Source organism: Hymenobacter swuensis DY53, assembly GCF_000576555.1.
Classification (GTDB): Bacteria; Bacteroidota; Bacteroidia; order Cytophagales; family Hymenobacteraceae; genus Hymenobacter; species Hymenobacter swuensis.
Genome location: NZ_CP007145.1, coordinates 4,146,119 through 4,165,300, shown reverse-complemented (window position 1 = coordinate 4,165,300; position 19,182 = coordinate 4,146,119). Strand labels below are relative to the sequence as shown.

13 protein-coding genes are annotated in these 19,182 nt (G+C 61.1%); 7 read left to right on the top strand and 6 right to left on the bottom strand.

Translation table 11 applies throughout. The features are described 5' to 3' along the window. Nucleotides 1–79: 79 nt before the first annotated feature. Nucleotides 80–1,165 (bottom strand): lysylphosphatidylglycerol synthase transmembrane domain-containing protein, encoded by a 1,086-nt coding sequence (locus HSW_RS19300; protein WP_044003350.1) that lies wholly within the window; start codon nucleotides 1,163–1,165, stop codon nucleotides 80–82. Between the two features lie 292 nt (nucleotides 1,166–1,457). Between HSW_RS19300 and dxs the strand changes: the two genes are divergently transcribed. Together dxs and HSW_RS19290 are read left to right on the top strand one after the other, a co-directional pair. Beyond that, nucleotides 1,458–3,401, top strand: a complete 1,944-nt coding sequence (gene dxs / locus HSW_RS19295; protein ID WP_044003347.1) for a 1-deoxy-D-xylulose-5-phosphate synthase — start codon at nucleotides 1,458–1,460, stop codon at nucleotides 3,399–3,401. A gap of 221 nt (nucleotides 3,402–3,622) precedes the next feature. After that, nucleotides 3,623–4,156, top strand: a complete 534-nt coding sequence (locus HSW_RS19290) for a YceI family protein (protein WP_044003346.1) — start codon at nucleotides 3,623–3,625, stop codon at nucleotides 4,154–4,156. A gap of 94 nt (nucleotides 4,157–4,250) precedes the next feature. Here the strand turns inward: HSW_RS19290 and HSW_RS19285 are convergent, their stop codons facing one another. Next, on the bottom strand, nucleotides 4,251–5,261 hold the full coding sequence (locus tag HSW_RS19285; RefSeq protein ID WP_052346631.1) for an SRPBCC family protein: 1,011 nt from the start codon (nucleotides 5,259–5,261) through the stop codon (nucleotides 4,251–4,253). 101 nt (nucleotides 5,262–5,362) lie between these two features. Here HSW_RS19285 and HSW_RS19280 point away from each other — a divergent pair, with 101 nt between their 5' ends. Beyond that, nucleotides 5,363–6,118 carry an alpha/beta fold hydrolase gene (locus tag HSW_RS19280; protein ID WP_044003345.1) on the top strand — a complete coding sequence of 252 codons (756 nt, stop codon included), beginning with the start codon at nucleotides 5,363–5,365 and terminating at the stop codon, nucleotides 6,116–6,118. A gap of 77 nt (nucleotides 6,119–6,195) precedes the next feature. Here the strand turns inward: HSW_RS19280 and HSW_RS19275 are convergent, their stop codons facing one another. Beyond that, a complete protein-coding gene (locus HSW_RS19275) occupies nucleotides 6,196–7,191 on the bottom strand; it encodes an aspartate-semialdehyde dehydrogenase (RefSeq protein WP_044005152.1) in 996 nt (331 codons plus the stop codon). A 118-nt stretch (nucleotides 7,192–7,309) separates the two neighbouring features. Between HSW_RS19275 and HSW_RS19270 the strand changes: the two genes are divergently transcribed. The 3 genes from HSW_RS19270 (at nucleotide 7,310) to HSW_RS19260 (ending at nucleotide 12,929) form a co-directional block, all read left to right on the top strand. Further along, nucleotides 7,310–9,919, top strand: a complete 2,610-nt coding sequence (locus HSW_RS19270; protein ID WP_052346630.1) for a lamin tail domain-containing protein — start codon at nucleotides 7,310–7,312, stop codon at nucleotides 9,917–9,919. An 87-nt stretch (nucleotides 9,920–10,006) separates the two neighbouring features. Then, complete coding sequence (locus HSW_RS19265) at nucleotides 10,007–11,569, top strand: DUF1800 domain-containing protein (protein WP_044003342.1); 1,563 nt, start codon at nucleotides 10,007–10,009, stop codon at nucleotides 11,567–11,569. Between the two features lie 151 nt (nucleotides 11,570–11,720). Beyond that, nucleotides 11,721–12,929 carry a DUF1501 domain-containing protein gene (locus tag HSW_RS19260; RefSeq protein WP_044003341.1) on the top strand — a complete coding sequence of 403 codons (1,209 nt, stop codon included), beginning with the start codon at nucleotides 11,721–11,723 and terminating at the stop codon, nucleotides 12,927–12,929. A 78-nt stretch (nucleotides 12,930–13,007) separates the two neighbouring features. On the opposite strand, the gene HSW_RS19255 is transcribed toward HSW_RS19260, so the two are convergent. The 3 genes from HSW_RS19255 to HSW_RS19245 form a co-directional block, all read right to left on the bottom strand. Continuing rightward, complete coding sequence (locus HSW_RS19255) at nucleotides 13,008–13,850, bottom strand: transporter (protein ID WP_044003339.1); 843 nt, start codon at nucleotides 13,848–13,850, stop codon at nucleotides 13,008–13,010. A 60-nt stretch (nucleotides 13,851–13,910) separates the two neighbouring features. Beyond that, nucleotides 13,911–16,379 carry a TonB-dependent receptor gene (locus tag HSW_RS19250; protein WP_044003338.1) on the bottom strand — a complete coding sequence of 823 codons (2,469 nt, stop codon included), beginning with the start codon at nucleotides 16,377–16,379 and terminating at the stop codon, nucleotides 13,911–13,913. A gap of 175 nt (nucleotides 16,380–16,554) precedes the next feature. After that, a complete protein-coding gene (locus tag HSW_RS19245) occupies nucleotides 16,555–17,922 on the bottom strand; it encodes an Nramp family divalent metal transporter (RefSeq protein ID WP_052346628.1) in 1,368 nt (455 codons plus the stop codon). Nucleotides 17,923–18,110: 188 nt separating this feature from the next. Between HSW_RS19245 and HSW_RS19240 the strand changes: the two genes are divergently transcribed. Then, entirely contained in the window at nucleotides 18,111–19,106 is a 996-nt protein-coding gene (locus tag HSW_RS19240) for a cation diffusion facilitator family transporter (protein WP_044003337.1), read from the top strand. Nucleotides 19,107–19,182 lie beyond the last annotated feature (76 nt).

Here is a 19,182-nt window from a genome sequence, read left to right as displayed (position 1 = left end):
CATGCCGTGCGGAGCGAGGAATCTGGAGTTACCGTATCAATGGCTTAACCCAGATTCCTCGCTCCGCACGGCATGATAATCAGGAATGCATGATCTGTGCTACTTTGGGCTTGCCGTAGATGCGGGCCACCCAGCGGGGCAGGAATACTGCGCCCAGCACTAGGTATAGGTAATACGTGACGACGCGGTAAATGAGCACCATGAAATTGGTCATGGTGGCAGTGCCGATGAACTTGCCGAAGAACGTGGGAAACGCACCCTCGGCAATGCCCGCGCCGCCGGGGGTAATGGCAATCAGCAGGATGACTTTGTAGGTGAGGTTGCGGCCGAAAATCAGCCAGAACTCCGGCCAGCTCACGTCGATAAACGCCGCAATCAGGCAGCCGATGACTAGGTAGCGGGCCGTCCAGACAAAGGCAGTGCTCAGGGCCGCGCGCAGCCAATAGGCGCGGCCGTTGTTGCGCAGTTCGGCTGAGGCCAGCACCATTTCGTTGCCCATCTTGTAGGCCTTGTTACGCCAGCGGCGCAGGCCGCGCAGCGTAAACAGCCGCACCAGCAGCCGCTTCACCGACTGCGGATTGATGAAAATGGCGTACAGCATCAGCAGCGCGTACACCGTCACGAACACGTAGCTTAAAATAAACCCAATACGCAGCGTGGCCACCAGTCCGCCCTGCAAGGCCTCGTGCGGGTACAGCGCATCGCCCCCGATGAGCACTACCAGTGGCACGGCCAGCACATAGTACAGGTTGTCGAGCATGGCCGTGGCCATGATGTAAGCCACCGATTTGCCCAGCGGAATGCCCTCCTTATGCAGCAGCACCGGGGCCACCGCCGTGCCGCCTACCGCCGAGGGCAGCACGCATGACGAAAATTCCCAGAGCATAATCACGTCGAGGGCGGCGCGCCAGCTCAACACTTTCTGAGTGAGGTAGCGGATGCGGTACACGTAGCCGGCGTCGCGGGCCACCAGCACCACCAGCATCAGCAGCAGCCAAAGCGGCTTGGCGTTGGCCAGCGGGGCTAGGTCGCCGGGCTTGTAGCTGCGCCAGAACATAAAGCCTACCACGCTCAGGCCGATGAGCACCGGCAGCACAATCCGCGAGGGGCGGAGCTTGTCGAGCAGCTGTTGGTCTTCGGTTGAGGTTTCGGTTAGCTGGGGCATCGGAAACGGAAAACAGGTGGTCGGGTAAAGGTACGGATTTGGGTAGGGGAGAGGTGAAGCTGTACAAATAGGGTGCTGCATAAAAAACGTCATTCCTCGGCAAGCTCAGAATGACGTGCCGGAGAGCCGCCGCTGGCTGTAGCATCACCCCGCCTTCTTCCTGCATCATCCGCCGGAACGGAAAACCCGTAACTTTGTCTGCGGCACTACTACGAGGTGGATGGAAAGCATAACCTTCTGCTTCAGTTACCTGTTGCCACGCTACTAATATCCCCTTTCCTACCCCCGAAGCATGATTGTCGAACCTGGTGCCCTGCTGGCGGAAATCAATTCGCCCGACGACCTGAAAAAGCTCAGCCCCGACCAATTGGTGCAGGTGAGCCAGGAACTGAGGCAATTTATTGTGGATACCGTCTCGATTTACGGCGGCCACTTCGGCGCTTCACTCGGAGTGGTGGAGCTGTCGGTGGCGCTGCATTACGTGTTCAACACGCCCTACGACCAGCTGGTGTGGGACGTGGGACACCAGGCCTACGGCCATAAAATCCTCACCGGCCGCCGCGACCGGTTTCCGACCAACCGCCGCTACCACGGCATGTCGGGCTTCCCCAAGCGCAGCGAAAGTGAGTACGATTCCTTTGGGGTGGGCCACAGCAGCACCAGCATCGGGGCAGCGCTGGGCATGGCCGTGGCTTCCGACTACAAGAAGGAGTTCGACCGCCAGCACATTGCCGTAATCGGTGATGGCGCCATGACGGCTGGTATGGCTTTCGAGGCCCTCAACCATGCCGGCGTGGCCAATTCCAACCTGCTGGTTATCCTCAACGACAACTGCATGAGCATCGACCCCAACGTGGGCGCGCTCAAGGAATACCTTGCCGATATCACTACCTCCCGCACCTACAATAAGGTGCGCGACGAACTGTGGAACGTGCTCGGCAAGCTCAGCAAGTTCGGCCCCAACCCCCAGCAGATTGCCCGCAAAGTAGAGGCCGCCATGAAGGCCACCCTGCTCAAGCAAAGCAACCTGTTCGAGGCCCTGAATTTCCGCTACTTCGGCCCCGTGGATGGCCACGACGTGCAGCACCTGACTACCATCCTCACTGACCTCAAGAGCATTCCGGGCCCCAAAATCCTGCACTGCGTAACGGTGAAGGGTAAAGGTTACGCGTTGGCCGAAAAAGACCAGACCTTATGGCACGCGCCTGGTTTGTTCGATAAGGTGACCGGCGAAATCCACACCAAAACATACGAGAAGCCCCAGCCTCCCAAGTACCAAGATGTGTTTGGGCACACCATCGTGGAGCTGGCAGAGCAGAACGACAAAATCATGGGCGTGACGCCGGCCATGCCTTCGGGCTGCTCGCTCAACATCATGATGAAGGCCATGCCCGACCGCGCCTTCGACGTGGGCATTGCCGAGCAGCACGCTGTGACCTTCTCGGCCGGCCTCGCCACGCAAGGGCTGGTGCCGTTCTGCAACATCTACTCCTCATTCATGCAGCGCGCCTACGACCAGGTGCTGCACGACGTAGCCCTGCAGAAGCTGCACGTAGTGTTCTGCCTCGACCGCGCCGGTTTCGCCGGTGCCGATGGCCCCACGCACCACGGCTGCTACGACTTGGCCTACATGCGCTGCATTCCGAACATGGTGGTTTCGGCCCCCATGAACGAGGAGGAGCTGCGCAACCTCATGTACACGGCCACCCTGCCCGAAAACGCTGGCCCGTTCAGCATCCGCTACCCCCGCGGTGAGGGCGTGATGCCGGAGTGGCGCAAGCCGCTGAAGAAAATTACGGTGGGCACGGGCCGCGTGGTGCGCGAGGGCGAAGGCGTGGCGGTGCTCAGTATCGGCCACATCGGCAACTATGCCGTGAAGGCCACCCAACAACTCGCTGCCGAAGGCCTCAACCCCGGTCACTACGATATGCGCTTCTGCAAGCCCCTCGATGAGGAAATGCTGCACCATATTGCTCGTCAATACAGAGCCATTGTAACGGTAGAGGATGGCTGCCTGCCCGGCGGCTTCGGCGCGGCGGTGCTGGAATTCCTGGCCGACCACGGCTACTCACTGCCCGTGAAGCGCCTCGGCATTCCGGACCGCATTGTGGAGCACGGCACCCAAGATGAACTCTACAAAGAGTGCGGCTTCGACGCCACCGGCATTGCCGCCGCCCTGCGCGAGATGAGCGGAAAGGTAGCTGCTACATCATTCGTGGAAACGGTGCTGCTGTAGGCAGATTGAAGCAAATACAGAAAGCCCCGCCGGACAAACCCGGCGGGGCTTTTTCGTGGCCTGAGCCCGGCAAACAGATGGATAAAAGCGTAACAGAAAAATAAATATATGTACATACATCATTTATGAAAGAAGTATGTACATTTGTCCTGATGACGGCGGCCGGATTCCGGGGTCGGACTCGTTTCTTATTTCACCTCATCCTTCAAGCGCGTACTAATATGGCAGCTACCAAGTGGGTTCTGGACCCGATGCACTCCGAAGTACAGTTCAAGATCAAGCATCTCGTTATTTCGACGGTAACCGGCGCGTTCAAGAAGTTCGATGGCTCGGCCGAAACCGAGGGCGACTCGTTCGACAACGCCCAGGTACGCATGAGCCTCGATGTGGACAGCATCGACACGAACCAGGAGCAGCGCGACCAGCACCTGAAGGCCGACGACTTCTTTGCCGTTGCTACATACCCCAACATTACCTTCGAATCGACCGGCCTGACCAAATCCGGCTCCGACTATAAGCTCACCGGCAACCTCACCATTAAGGACGTAACCAAGCCAGTTACGCTGGATGTGGAGTACGGCGGTACGGCTACCGATTTCTACGGCAACACCAAGGCCGGCTTTGAAGTGAGCGGCAAAATCAACCGCAAAGACTTCGGCCTGACCTGGGAAGGCATCACCGAGGCCGGCTCCATCGTGGTGGGCGAAGACGTGAAGCTGCTGGCCAGCGTGCAGTTCGCCAAGCAAGCCGAGTAACCCCCGTACCTCGCGCGTCGGGCCGCACACCTGGGGCCCGTTCAATCGAGCCGCCCGCCGCGACGGGGTTTCTTGCGCAACGCCCGTTTCCCGCTCAGGAAACGGGCGTTTTGCGTGTATAGGCCGTAGCGGGCAGCGCCGTTTCGCACCGCCGCTTAATAACTGACAGAATGCGCCGCTGAATTTCCGACATTACCCAGTCGGTCCAGAGGCCGGCGTAGGGGTTGAGACGGGTGCTGAGGCGTTGCTGGCTGTAGAGAATCAAGCGGGTGCGGCCGGGGCCTGCCGGTTGCAGTTCGTAAGTACCGCGTAGCACATCAAAAAACCGGCCGCCTACGGTTACGTGCTCGTCAAAGGTGGTGGGTGGAATAGTGGCCGTGTTGGGTACTATGCTGAACGAGAGGCGCCGCCGGGGCTCCCACAGGTCCACCGTTTCAATGAACTCCACGCCCCGTTCAAAAGTGGCCCGGCGCACGCCGCCCACACCTTCGTGGCTGAGCGTCGCTTCCACTGGCCTCGGAAACCCGATGTCGTCCACTAGACTGGCCCCTAAATCGTGGGCCTGAATGGCCGGCACCCGAATAATATGCTGCCATACCACGGCCGCCGGTGCCTGAATGAGTACCGTGTTTTCGACGCGGCGGCTATCCGTGGGCGTGTTTAGCTGGGCTTCCAGCGGGGCCAGCACAAACGGCAGCAGCGCAAAGGCGGCCACCACGTAAGTGCGGTTGTTGTCGGATTTGTTGCGAGTGATGATATCGTACGCATATGCCCCAATCCACGAGGTCAGTAAGAAGAGTGGAGAAATGATGAGCACGCAGATCATACCTTCCAGGTGAAAGAGCAGGGCCGTGAACAAAAACAGCATGACCGTTACGACTGGTCCCAGCACCGTGCGCCACAGTTTAGAGGTGCTGGGCGGCGTAAAATGGGCCGTAACAGCTCCCAGAGCCATGGGTACCAGCAACAGAAAGCAGAGCATGAGTAGACCACCGGCATCATTCAGCAGGTTGCTGGCGAATACGAACCGGCCCAGCAGGGCCAGGGTGAGGCCGGCTCCGGCCGCAATGGCATAATGGCGATACTGACGCTTAACGGGGAACATAGCAGGGGAGAGCAGCAGGGAAAATCAACCTCTACAAATGTGCGTACTTGTGGGCATCATTCCATCTGCCTGTCTGCTTCGTAAGGCGGTAATTGCTGTATATGACCATCACCCAACCCACCATCCTGTTCCTCCACGGCTTTGCCGAGTCCCGCGAAGTGTGGACGGAGTTCACCCGCGAGTTTCCCGCCGAGTACCGGCTGCTGACGATCAATTTGCCCGGCCACGGCACCAACGTACACGATATTCGGGACTATTCCATGGAAGCACAGGCCCGTTACGTGGCCGAGCAGCTGCGGCAGAAAAATGTGGAAAACGCCTTATTGGTGTGCCACAGCATGGGCGGCTACGTGGCCCTGGCCTTCGCCGAGCGGTACCCGGAAATGGTAGCTGGCCTCGTGCTTTTCCACAGCACCGCCCTGCCTGATACAGCCGAGAAAAAGGCCAACCGAGACAAAAACATGGACTTTGTGCGCCGTCACGGCGTCGATAAGTTCATGGAGTCGTTTATCCGGCCGCTGTTTGCGCCGGCCAACCGGGAGTGTATGCTGGAGCAGCGGGAGTTTCTGGAAGATATTGGCCGCGCCACTCCTGAAGCTACCGTGCTGGGCGCGCTGGAAGCCATGAAAAACCGTCCCGACCGCACCAGAATCCTCAAGGAGGCCCGCTTCCCGGTGCTGTTCATTGCCGGCAAAGACGACGTAGCCGTGCCCACCGAAAGCCTGCTGCCTCAGCTGGCGCTGCCGGTCCAAAGCCACGCCCTGCTCCTGAGCGACGTCGGCCACTTGGGCTACTTCGAGGAGCCTGAGCTAACGCGCCGCGCCGTGGTGGATTTTGCGGGGGTGGTATTTGCGTAAGTTGTGTACAACGTGAAAAAAGCAAAGCCCCGTCGGTAATATCGGCGGGGCTTTGCTTTTGGGAAATAAGCACACTACTACTCCAGCAGCCCCATCTTCAGCATGGCCTCGGCAATCTGTACAGCGTTGGTGGCGGCACCTTTCCGCAGGTTGTCGGCTACCACCCACATATTGAGGGTGCGCGGCTGGGTTTCGTCGCGGCGGAGACGGCCGACGAGTACGGCATCCTTGCCGTGAGCGTCTTTGGGCATGGGGTACACGTTGTTTTTCACGTCGTCTACCAACTCCACGCCTTCGGTCCGGCGCAGGATTTCGCGTACCTCATCAAGGTCAAATTCTTCGGCAAACTCCACGTTTACGGCTTCGGAGTGGCCGCCCATTACAGGGATACGCACGGTGGTGGCCGTCACCCGAATCTGGTCGTCGCCGAAGATTTTCTTCGTTTCATTTACCATCTTCATTTCCTCCTTGGTATAGCCATTGTCCTCGAACACATCAATGTGGGGCAGCACGTTCAAGTCGATGCGGTGGGGGTAGGCGGGGTTGGTGGGCTCCTGGCCGGCGCGCTCTTCCAGCAGCTGGTCCACGGCTTTTTTGCCGGTGCCGGTTACGCTCTGATAGGTGCTTACCACAATGCGCTGCACTTTGAATTTTCGGTGCAGTTCATTGAGGGCCACTACCATCTGAATGGTAGAGCAGTTGGGGTTGGCAATGATTTTATCGGTGGCGGTCAGCTCCCGGGCATTGATTTCAGGCACCACCAGCTTTTTGGTGGGGTCCATGCGCCAGGCCGATGAGTTATCGATTACCACGGTGCCTACGGCGGCGAAGCGCGGGGCCTCCTCTTTGGAAATGGAGCCGCCAGCCGAGAAAATGGCCACGGCCGGGCGCGCCGCAATAGCATCGTCCATGCTCACTACCTTGTATTTCTGGCCCTGGAATTCGATTTCCTGGCCCACCGACCGGGCGGAGGCTACGGGCAGCAGTTCCGTGACCGGGAAGTTGCGCTCGGCCAGCACTTTCAGCATCTCGGTGCCTACCAGCCCGGTGGCACCTACTACGGCTACTTTCATGAAGCTACGGGTTTGAAGAAGGCGTAAATGTACGGTGGCGCGGGCATTGATTTCTGGGTATATTTCCCGCAGTGACTGGCCTTGGGCCGCCACTCGAAACACTTTATTCTTATTCGATGTGAAAAAACTACTGCTGCTTCTGTTGCTGCTGGGTACTTTATCCGCCACAGCCCAGCTCAACGATACCTTCGCCGATGGTAACTTCACCCAGAACCCCGCCTGGACTGGCGACGCGGCCGCGTTTCAGGTAAACGCAGCCCTGCAGCTGCAAACCAACGGCGCGGCCACCACCGGCACCGAGCTGCAGCTGATCACGCCCTGTGCCGCCGCCACGGGCACTACTTGGGAGTTCTGGGCCAACCTGAAACTGGCTACCAGCAGCGGCAACTACGCCGACGTATGGCTGATGGCCGACCAGCCCGACTTGAAAGCCAGCGGTACAAAAGGTTACTTCGTGCGCCTCGGCGGTACCCCCGACGAGGTGGCCCTGTTCCGCAAGGATGCCACCGGCAGCCCGGTGTACGTGGTGAACGGGCAGGATGCTACGCTCAGCTCCACGAACAACAACCTGGTACGGGTGCGCGTGACGCGCTCCGTACAGAACGTGTGGACGCTGGAGCGGGATTTGACCGGCAACGCTACCTACGTGAGCGAAGGCAGTGCAACGGATGCCACGCACCAGCGCAGCGGGTATGTTGGGGTGTATGCTACATACTCGGCGGCTAATAATAGGGCCTTCTACTTCGATGATTTCAGGGTGACGGACGCCACCGCGCCGCTGCTGATGCAGGCCGTGGCAACGGCTCCGCGTCAGCTCACCCTCACGTTCAACGAAGCCGTAGCCGCCACGCAGTCGGCCGCCAGTTACCGGCTGAGTACCGGCAACCCCGCCGTAACTGCTGCCGCACGAGACGCGGCCGATTTTACGCTGGTGCACCTGACGCTGGCTGCCGATTTGCCGTTGGGCAGCCTGACGGTGGAGGTTCGTAACGTAACCGATGCATTTGGTAATGTAGCAGCCGGGACGCTCACGGCTACGCTGCAGAACAACGGGTTTGCGGTGCCGCCGGGACTGAACCAACTGCTCATCACCGAAATCATGGCTGATGAGACGCCGGTAATGGGGCTGCCGACCTCGGAGTTCGTAGAGATTCATAATCCCTCTGCTACGGCGGTAATAGATTTGGGTGGGGTACGGCTGCTGAAACCAGGCAATACTGGCAATCCGGCTGTGTTTCCGAGCGGAGCGGTGCTGCTGCCGGGCGAGTATGCGGTAGTGTGTGGCAGCACGCGCACGGCACAATTTGCGGCTTTCGGAAAGGTGTTTGGGTTGACCAACTTCCCCAGCCTCAGCAATGCCGCCGACCAACTGGTGCTGCGTGGCAAAGATGGTCGGGTGCTGTTCGAAGTGAGCTACGCCGATACCTGGTACAAGGATAACCGCAAAAAGGAAGGTGGCTGGACGCTGGAAATGCTGGACACCGCCAACCCCTGCGCCGGTATTGAAAACTGGACGGCCAGCACGGATGCCAGCGGCGGGACTCCCGACCGCAGCAACTCGGTGCGCGCCACTAACCCCGACCGCACGGCTCCGGCGCTGCTCCGGGCGCTAGCGCTGAATGCTACTACCGTGCGGTTGTATTTTGGCGAAAAGCTGGATAGTGTGGCCGTCGCCAACGCGGCCCTATATACCCTGGCGCCGGCCGCTACTATCCTGCGGGCCGTGCCCGTTGGACCCGATTTTCGGTTGGTTGACCTGACGCTGGCCGCGCCGTTAGTGCAGAACCAGCCGTTTACCCTCACAGCCCAGCGCGCCCTCGACTGTGTGGGCAACGCCAGTGGCCCGGCCACCTCGGCTACTTTCGCGCTGCCCGCCCCTGTTGCCGTCGGCGACGTGGTTATCAACGAAATCCTGTTCAATCCCCGGATGGGTGGCGTGGATTTCGTGGAAATACTAAACCGTTCGGGCAAGTTTTTGGATGTGCAGGGCTGGCAGCTGGGAAATGAGAAGCCGGACAGTAGCGTGGATACCGAGCCGGTAAGCAGCGGCCCGGTGCTGCTGCCACCCGGTGGCCTGCTGGCCCTCACCACTCGCCCCGATATTGTGCAGCAGCAGTACCCTACCAGCACTGAGTCCGCCCACCTACTGCAACTGCCGGCCCTGCCTACTTTCCCCGATGATGCCGGAAGCGTGGTGCTGTTTGATGCCCAGGGCCGCCGACTGGACCGCTTCGTCTACTCTGATAAGCAGCACCTGAAACTGCTAGATAACGTGGAGGGTGTGTCGTTGGAGCGGATTCGGGCCACCGGGCCGAGTGAGGCCGGCAACTTCCACTCGGCGGCGAGCAGTGTGGGGTACGCCACGCCCGGCCGCCCTAACTCCCAGCAGCAACCCGATGTGACGGGCACCGGCGTACTCATGCTGGAACCGGAAATCTTCACCCCCGACGACGACGGCCAGCAGGACTTCACGACGCTTGATTACCAGCTCGACGGTCCCGGCTACGCCGGTTCCGTGACGATCTATGACGCCCAGGGCCGCCTCGCCCGGCGGCTGGTACGCAACGAAACGTTGGCTGCCAAAGGCTTCTGGCAATGGGACGGACTCACTGACCGAGGCCAGAAAGCCAGTGTGGGCTACTACGTGCTGCACATCGAACTGTTCCGGCCCAGCAGCGGCCAAAAGCGGGAGTACCGCAAAACAGTGGTAGTAGGAGCGCGGCAATAAAAAGCTGTCATTGCTTCGCTTCGATCGCAATGACAAGCGCGTAGCAGCCTTGGTTAAACCCACCCGTCGTTTCTGCGTCCAAGTAGCATGATGACGACGCAACAGCAATTGCAGCACCTGTACTGGCGGGCGGGTTTCGGGCCGCGGCCCGAGGACGTGGCCGCCGGCCTTCCGCCCCGCAAGGCGTTGCGGCAGCTGCTCCAGGCTTCGGCCCGGGTGGAGCTGCTGGATAGCCCGCAGATGCGCTACACCGAGCCGCTGGCCCAGTTCCGGCCCGTAACGCCGGGCAATGGTACGCCCCAGAACAGCATGGTCACTACGCCCGACCAGACGATGAGCGCCGGCGGCACGCCCGCTCCGGTGGCCGCCGTGCCGGCGCGTTCCGCGCTGCCCAACGGCCGCACCCAGCCGCCTTTGCTGCGCCGCAAGGAAATGACGCCCCAAGAGCGCAAAATGCAGAATCAGAGTATCCGCGACGCGTTTTACGCCATGAACACCGGCTGGCTGCAGCGGATGGCTACCTCGCCGGCCCAGCTGCGCGAGAAGCTCACGCTGTTCTGGCACGGGCACTTTGCCTGCCGCGTGCGCCGCCCCGATGCGGCTTTGCACCTCAACAACACCATCCGGCAGCTGGCCCTGGGCAAGTTCGGAGATTTGCTGCTGGCCGTGAGCAAGGAGCCGGCCATGCTGCAGTTCCTCAACAACCAGCAAAACCGCAAACAGCGTCCCAACGAGAACTTCGCCCGGGAGGTGATGGAGCTGTTCACGCTGGGCCGCGGCCACTACTCGGAAGCCGACGTGAAAGAGGCTGCCCGCGCCTTCACCGGCTGGGGCTACGACAATCAGGGCGCGTTCGTGTTCCGGGCCAACCAGCACGACGACGGCCCCAAAACCTTCCTGGGCCGCACTGGCAACTTCGGGGGCGAGGACGTACTGAATGTCATTCTGGAGCAGCCCGCCTGCGCCGAGTTCATTACCACCAAGCTCTACCGCTTCTTCGTGAACGACGTGCCCAACCCGGCGCACATCAAGCCACTGGCGCAGTCGTTTTTTCGGAGCGGCTATAACATCAGCACGCTGCTGGAGGAGCTGTTTTCGGCCGAGTGGTTTTACGCGCCGGCTAACGTGGGCACCCGCATCAAGTCGCCGGTGGAGCTGCTGGCGGGCATCAAGCGCACGTTGGGGTTGCAGCTGGTGGATGACAAGCCGCTCATCGTGTTTCAGAAGGCTTTGGGCCAGACGCTGTTCGAGCCGCCAAACGTGGCCGGCTGGCCCGGCGGCCGCAACTGGATTGACTCTTCCAGTTTGCTCTACCGGTTGCAATTACCCTCGGTGCTGCTCAGAAACGCCGAGTTCAACGTGGCCCTCAAGCAGGACGAAAACGACATTGCTCCCAATCTCAGCAAGGCCGACCGCACCTTCCAGCAGCAGGTGAAAACCACCGTGCGCCTTGCCCCGGTGCAGGCCCTGCTGGCCAAAACGCCGCCCGCCCAGCAGGCCGCTCAACTCGGCCAGTTCCTGCTCCAGGCCCCGCTCCGCCCCGATAACCTAGCTCTCATCCAGCAAGCCGCCGACAAAGCCCCCGCCGAAGGCCGCCTCCGCACCATGGTGACGAGCCTGCTAAGCCTGCCGGAGTACCAGTTGATGTGAGGGTGGTTGCTGAGAAGAAATAATAAAGAAACGTCATGCTGAGCTTGCCGAAGCATCTCTACCGCTTCGTTGCACAACTGAAATTAGCCAGAGGTAGAGATGCTTCGACTTCGCCTCCGGCTGCGCTCAGCATGACCCAACATAATTTGCCATGACCTCCCGCCGCGACTTTCTGAAATCTTCCGTTCTGGCCAGCAGCCTGCTGTTTGTGCCCTCGTTTCTGCACGCGCTGGACCGGCAGGGCCTGCGCGACCTGCGTGATGCGCGGGGCCGCCGGCTGGTGGTGGTGCAGCTGGGCGGCGGCAACGACGGCCTCAATACCGTCATTCCCTACGAAAACGACCTGTACTATAAGGCCCGCCCCACGCTCGGTATCCGGCCCCAGAGCGGGATTCTGACCCTTGATCAGGGCCTCGGCTTCAACCCGGCCATGACGCGCCTCAAGGGCCTCTACGACCAGGGACAGGTGGCCGTGCTCAACTCCGTGGGCTACCCGAACCCCGACCGCTCGCACTTCCGCTCGATGGATATCTGGCAGAGCGGCTCGGCTTCGGATCAGTACCTGAGTACCGGCTGGCTTGGCCGCTACCTCGACTCCGACTGCCCCAGCTGCCAGGTGCCCTACAACGGGCTGGAGGTAGACGACACGCTGAGCCTGGCCATGAAGGGCGACCTGCGCAAAGGCCTGGCCCTGAAGAATCCCGAGAAGTTTCACCAGATAACCCAGAACCGTTTTATTGCCCAGGTAAGCAGCGAAAAGCCTTTGGGCGCGCTGTCGGAGCTGGATTACCTGTACAAGACGCTGGCCGAAACTGCCTCGTCTTCGGATTACCTGTACCAGACCAGCAAGGTGTATAAGTCGGCGGTGGCGTATCCGACTACCGAGTTCGGCCGCAACCTCAAAACCACCGCCGAGCTGATCAATTCCGGCGTGGGCTCCCGGGTGTTTTACGTTTCGCTCACTGGCTTCGACACCCACGTGCGCCAGCAGGAACAGCAAGGCAAGCTCCTCGGCGACTTGTCGGAGGGCCTGGGCTCGTTTGCCGAAGACCTGCAGAAAGCCGGTAATTTTGATGATACGCTGGTGCTGGTGTTTTCCGAGTTCGGCCGCCGCGTAACCCAGAACGCCAGCAACGGCACCGACCACGGCACGGCCAACAACGTGCTGCTGCTGGGCGGCGGCCTCAAACAAAAAGGCATTCTCAACGCCGCCCCCGACCTGCAAAACCTCCTCGACGGTGACCTGTGCCACCAGCTCGACTTCCGCAGCCTCTACGCCACCATCCTTCACGACTGGCTCGAAGCCGACGACTCGGCTATCCTGGGCAGTCAGTTCGAGCGGCTGAAAGGGTTGGTGTAGTTTGTCAGTTAGTAGCTGTCAGGCTTGAGTGCGATTATTAACTGACAACCGACAACTACCAACTGACAACTAAAAAAACTACCGCCGCAGCACCAGCCCGGCAAAATACTCCCGGTCGGCATTGCGGCTCAGGGCTAGGTGGCGGCCGAAATCGAGCTGCACGTTACGGCTCACATGGAACACCGGCCCTAGGTTCAGGGCTGACTCCCAGCGGCTGGTGCGCACGTCGTGGCGACTGGTGCCCTCAATGAAGGCGGCCAGCCAGGGCGTGAAGCCGTAATCGAAGGTGAGGGACGGAGCCAGATCGAGGAAGTGCTGCTCGGCGTCCCGGTCGTAGCTCAGGGAGGTTTCCCACTGGGCGCTCAGGTGCGCATCCGGGCTGAAGCTGTACGTAACGGGCAGCAGCACGCCGTATTCAAACCCGCCCGCGCCCTGCTGCCCGCCCACTGGCAGGCGCGTGTACCCGATAACGCCCGCCGCCCACCGCCCTGCGCTGCACGAGTCGTTGCCGAGAAAATTGTGCTTCACCCGCAACGTAATATCCCCGAACCCCCGGCTGCGGGCAGCCGGCTCATCCTGGGTAGCCCACTGCTTTTCCACCACAAACGGGTCCACGAACACCTGCACGTCGGTGCGGTCGGTGATGCCGGTTTTGAGGGCGAAGGCGTTCAGGCGCAACGCCCGGGTGCGCGGCAGGGAGCCGCTTTTGCTATTGATGAGCCGGGCCAGGTCGGTTTCCAGCTGCCAGTGGCCGGGGTCGATGGTGATGGGACTTTCCGTTACGCCAGGCCGGTCGGCGCTGAGGGGACGCAGCAGGCGGTTGGGCGAACGTTTCAGCAGCGAGTAGGGCTGCTCCGGCCGCTTTAGCGTGTCGGGTGAGGTAGTCAGCGTGGCCGCCGCGAGGAGGAAAGGTAGCATCATAGCGCAGGAGGGGAAGGAGAGTGGAAAAGTGCGGCTTGTACGCGGTATCCCCGAAAACGACTAGAACGGCACTACCACTTTCAGGCTGAAGTTGCGGCCCTGGTTGTAGATGCCCCGCCGGCCGTTGGGCGTGGTGGCGTAGTACTCGAAGTACTTCAGCCGGTTGAGGTGCGACTGGTACACCGTGTTGAAGGCGTTATCCAGCTGCAAAAATAGCTGGAGCACCTCGCGCTTATCAGCTCCGCCCAGCAACCCCGTACCGGCCCCCAGGCCCAGCAGCGCGTAGCCAGCCGTGCGGGTTTCGGTGTCGTCGAGGGCGTAGAAGCGGTTTTGCGGCGCGTTGTAGTCCAGCACGGCCCGAAGGTAGGCGTTAGTGAACCGGCCCCGGGCCCGCTGCTGGGTCAGGCGCAACTCGGTGCGGGTGCGCAGCGGCGGAATCAGGGGCAAGTAGCGGGCCGCCGCGCCGTGGGTTTCCACCTGGTCGGCGGCCCGGTTTAGGCCCGTCACGTACGCCAGACTGTTGCTGAGCGCCCAGGCCGGTGCGGCCTGCGGGTGCAGGTTTACCGTCAGCTCGCCCCCGTAGAGCTGCGCCCGGCCCTGCTGGTACTGGTAGGTGGCGTTGCCCGGCACGATGACCACCGGCTGCCCGGCCGCATCGGTGAGGCGGGCCTGGTAGATGTAGTTGTTGATGTGGTTGTTGAACACGCTGGCGCTCAGCTCGGCATCGGGCAAGTAGGCGCTCAGGCCGATATCCTGCTGCAGGCTGAACTCCGGCCCGAAGCTGCGGTTGCCCAGGTACACGATGTGTGCGCCGGGGTCGAGGCCGTTGGAGCCGACCTCCGTGATGTTGGGCGCCCGGTAGCCCCGCGCCACGTTGGCCCGCAGCACCAGCCGCTCGGAGAAGCTGTACGTGGCCCCCAGACTCGCCGAAAGTCCCCCGTACCGCGTGCGGAACGCTGCAAACTGCGGGGCCTGACCGCCGGCCTCAGCGGCCGTCAGCTGCCCATCGAAGCCGGTGGCGGGGTTGGGACCCACGTAAAAATCGGCCCAGCGCAGCAAACGGGTATCGTAGCGCAGCCCCCCGGAAAGGTCGAGCGGGCCGAAGGTTTTTTTCAGGTAGCCGAAGCCGCCCACGTCGGTCAGCTGATAATCCGGGATGGGAAAATCGGTGGCGTCCTGGTTGTGGTTGCGCTGGTGCATACCGTTCAGGCCCACGGTGGCCTCCAGGCCGTGCCAGGCGGGGGCGGCGTAGCGCAGGTCGTAGTTGTAGGTGTTCAGGGCCACGGCCAGGCCGGCCTGGTTGGGCGCGGTGGGGTGATTGTACTCGCGGCGCACGTTTTGCTGGGCTCCCAGCAGCGCGTGCAGCTCCCCGGTACCAAGCCGCAGCTGGGTGCGGCTCAGCAGGCGGTAGTGCTGAATGCGCTGGTGAAGCGGGTTGATACGGTAGGTACCCAGCTCGGCCGCCGGCACCAGCGGTCGGTTTTTGATGTCGTCCTGCTCGCCCTCGAATATCTGCCGGGTAAAGCGCCGGCTCAGGGAGTCGCGGCTGCCGTCCGGAATTTCCTGGAAGTTGTCGTAGAGTGTGGCCGTGAGGTGGGTGCTGCCCCAGGTTTTCTCCACGCCCGCCAGCCCGGTCAGGTTCAGCTCCCGGAACGCGGTGCCGTACACGCGGCCTTCCAGAGCGTTGCGGTAGGCCTGGGCCAGCCGGTAGGAGCCCCGCGCCGCGTACTGCCAGCCACGCTGGTTGTAGTTCAGCCCCAGGGAAGTGCCGATGAGGTTATTGTTGGTCTGGTACTCCGAAAGGGCCTCGCCGTGCAGCCGTCCGGCCAACCCATTGGGCAGTTTCGGCAGCATGTTGATAACACCGGCCACGGCATCGGAGCCGTAAATCAGACTGGCCGGCCCCTTCACCACCTCAATCCGGTCGATGTCGTACTGGTCGATTTCGATGCCGTGCTCGTCGCCCCACTGCTGGCCTTCCTGGCGCAGGCCGTTATAGAGGGTGAGTACGCGGTTGTAGCCCAGCCCCCGGATAAACGGTTTGCTGATGTTAGGGCCGGTGGTCACGGCACTTAGGCCCGGCACGCCCTTCACGGCCGCGTCAATGAGGTTGCCGTTGCTGTTCAGGTTCACTTCCCGCTTGCTCAGCACCGCCACCGGCACCGGACTTTTACGCAGCTCCGTGGCCCGGCTCACGCCCGTTACCACCACCTCAGCCAAAGCGGCCGGCACCGCGCTCAGCCGCAGGTTAATGGTGGTCGTCTGGCCGGCCATGATGGTGAGCGGGCGTTCTAGTGGCTGAAACCCGACGGCACTCACCACCAGCCGGTACGGCCCGGTCGGCAGGTTTGGCAGCGTAAAGCGGCCGGCTTCGTCGACCGTTACGCCCTGGCCGCTGCCTTTCAGCCCCACGCTGGCAAACGGCACCGGCTGGCTGCCCGCCTGCACTGTGCCCTGAACAGCTCCGGTAGTTTGCGCCCGGCCGGACAGCGTTAGCAGGGAAAAGAAGAACAGAAGAAGTGGTTTCATTTTAGAAAGAGCAGTTAAATTTATTTAGACAAGTCTAAATCTGTAGGCCGAGAAAAGGCGCGGTGCATCCGCGCCTTCTGCCCTTCCGACGAAGGAAGATTCTGGGACAAGTGGTGATGTTTCTTAACCCAGAATCTTCCTTCGTCGGAAGGACAGTTGTTTTGAAACGGCAGTGCTACCCGAAAAACGTCTGATAAAGCAGGTATAGGTTCAGGATGATGATGATGCCGGACACCGCCCAGGCCACCGTCTGCAGCCAAGGCTTGTTTACGAAAACGCCCATTTTGGCCTTGCTGCCCGTGAATACCACCAACGGCACCACCGCAAAGCTGAGCTGTAACGACAGCACCACCTGACTAAATACCAGCAGTTCGCCGGTGCCTTTCTCGCCGTACAGCAGCGCCACGATGAAGGCCGGTACCACCGCAATGCCGCGCGTGATGAGGCGGCGCAGCCAGGGTTTCAGCCGCAGGTTCAGGAAGCCTTCCATCACAATCTGGCCGGCCAGGGTGCCGGTGAGGGTGGAGTTCTGGCCCGAAGCCAGCAGGGCCACAGCAAACACCACCGAGGCCGCGCCCGCGCCCAGCACCGGAGCGAGCAGCTTGTGCGCGTCGTGGATGTCGGCCACGTCCTGGAGGCCGTTTTTGTGGAAGGCGGCGGCGGCGGTAATCAGGATGGCCGCATTCACGAAGAAGGCCAGGAACAACGCCAGCGTGCTGTCGATGGTGGCAAACTTGATGGCCATGCGCTTGCCGGGCTCATCTTGGTCGAATGCGCGGGTTTGCACGATGCTGGAGTGCAGGTACAAGTTGTGGGGCATGACGGTAGCGCCCAGAATCCCGATGGCAATGTAGAGCATGCGCGGCGTGGTCACGACTTCCGGCTGCGGCACCAGCCCGCCCAGAATCCCGAACCAATCGGGCTGCGACACGATGATTTCGTACAGGAAGCAGCCGAAAATCACCACAATCAGGCCCGCCACAATACTTTCCAGCACCCGGAAGCCCTTGTTCTGGAACATGAGCACCACCAGCACATCGAGAATGGTGAGCACCACGCCCCAGGTCAGCGGCAGCCCGAACAGCAGGTTGAGCGCAATAGCCGAGCCGATAACTTCGGCTAGGTCGCAGGCGGCAATGGCTACTTCACAGAGCACCCACAGCACCCGCGCCACAGGCTTGCTGTAATGGTCGCGGCAGGCCTGGGCCAAGTCGCGGCCCGTCACGATGCCCAGCTTGGCGGCCAGGTGCTGCAGCAGCATGGCAAACAGGTTGGAAATAAGAATCACCGACAGCAGCGTGTAGCCGAAGCGAGAGCCGCCCTCCAGGTCGGTGGCCCAGTTGCCGGGGTCCATATAGCCCACGGCCACCATCAGGCCCGGCCCCCAGAACGCCAGCAGTTTGCGCCAGAAGGAGGCATCGTGGGCCGGTACCCGCACCGAGGCGTACACTTCCTGCAGGGAAGGAGCCGTGCGGGCCTGCCGCCAACCGGTTTCGGCAGTAGGCGGCGGGGTAACAGGTTGAGCGGGTAAAGTAGCAGGCATATCGTCAGGCACAGGCGCAGATCCGGAAGCAGAAGGGTTGATAATCACAAAGAAACGAAATTTTTAGGCTTGTCTAAATTTAAATTTAAGACAGTCTGCATACTGTATTTGTTCTGAAAAGTTGCGTATACCTCCCAAAGCCCGATTTTTCCCCGGAATTTTGCGCCCCTTTCTGCCGTTAGCCGCTCATGTTCTCGCTCCCCCTCAAAACCCGTTTTGCCCTGTTGTCTCTGGTGGTGAGCGTGCTGCTCATTGGCATCAAGTTCTACGCGTGGCTACTTACCCGCTCCCAGGCAGTGTTGACTGATGCGCTGGAGTCCATCATCAACGTGGTAGCCAGCGCCTTTGCGCTCTACAGCATCTACTTGGCCAGCCTGCCCAGGGACGAAAACCACCCGTATGGCCACGGCAAAATCGAGTACTTGTCGGTTGGGTTTGAAGGCGGGCTAATTCTAATGGCGGGCGTGTACATCTTCTATTCGGCGCTGCAGTCGTTGCTGCACCCGCACGCCATTGAGCGGCCCGACTGGGGGATGGCCCTGCTCTTCGCTACCGCATTGGTGAACTTAGGAACCGGTTTTCTACTGGTTCGGGCCGGGCGGGAGCATCATTCTCCTACGCTGGTTGGTGATGGGCAGCACCTGTACCTGGATGCGGTGAGCACGCTGGTTTCGTGCGTGGCCCTGCTGCTGGTGGTATTTACCGGCAACGTGCTCTATGACTCCCTGGCCGCGCTGGTGCTGGGCGTCTTCATCGTGGTGAATGGCTACCGCATGGTGCGCCGCTCCGTTTCGGGGCTGATGGATGAGGCCGACACCGCCACTGTGCAGCACGTAGTAGCTGAGCTGCAGGAGCACCGTGAGCCGGCCTGGATTGACGTGCATAACCTGCGCGTGGTGCGTTACGGGGCCAACATGCATATTGACTGCCACGTAACCATGCCCTATTATTTCAGTCTGGAACAAACCCACGACCAGGTACACCGCATTGAGGAGCTGGTAGATCAGGAATTCGACGTGCAGGTAGAAATGTTCGTGCACGCCGACCCCTGCAACTTCTCCGCCTGCTCCCACTGCCACATGCCCGATTGTCCCGTGCGCCAGCATGCCTTCAGCCAGGAAATCCCCTGGACGCTAGCCAACGTGGTGAAAAACGAGCGGCACCAGTTGGTGGAAGTTGAGTGACTAAGGAGGTAGGAGGGCGTAAGGGAATACAATAAAACGTCATTCCGAGCCTGCGAGGAATCTCGCGTGCTGACGT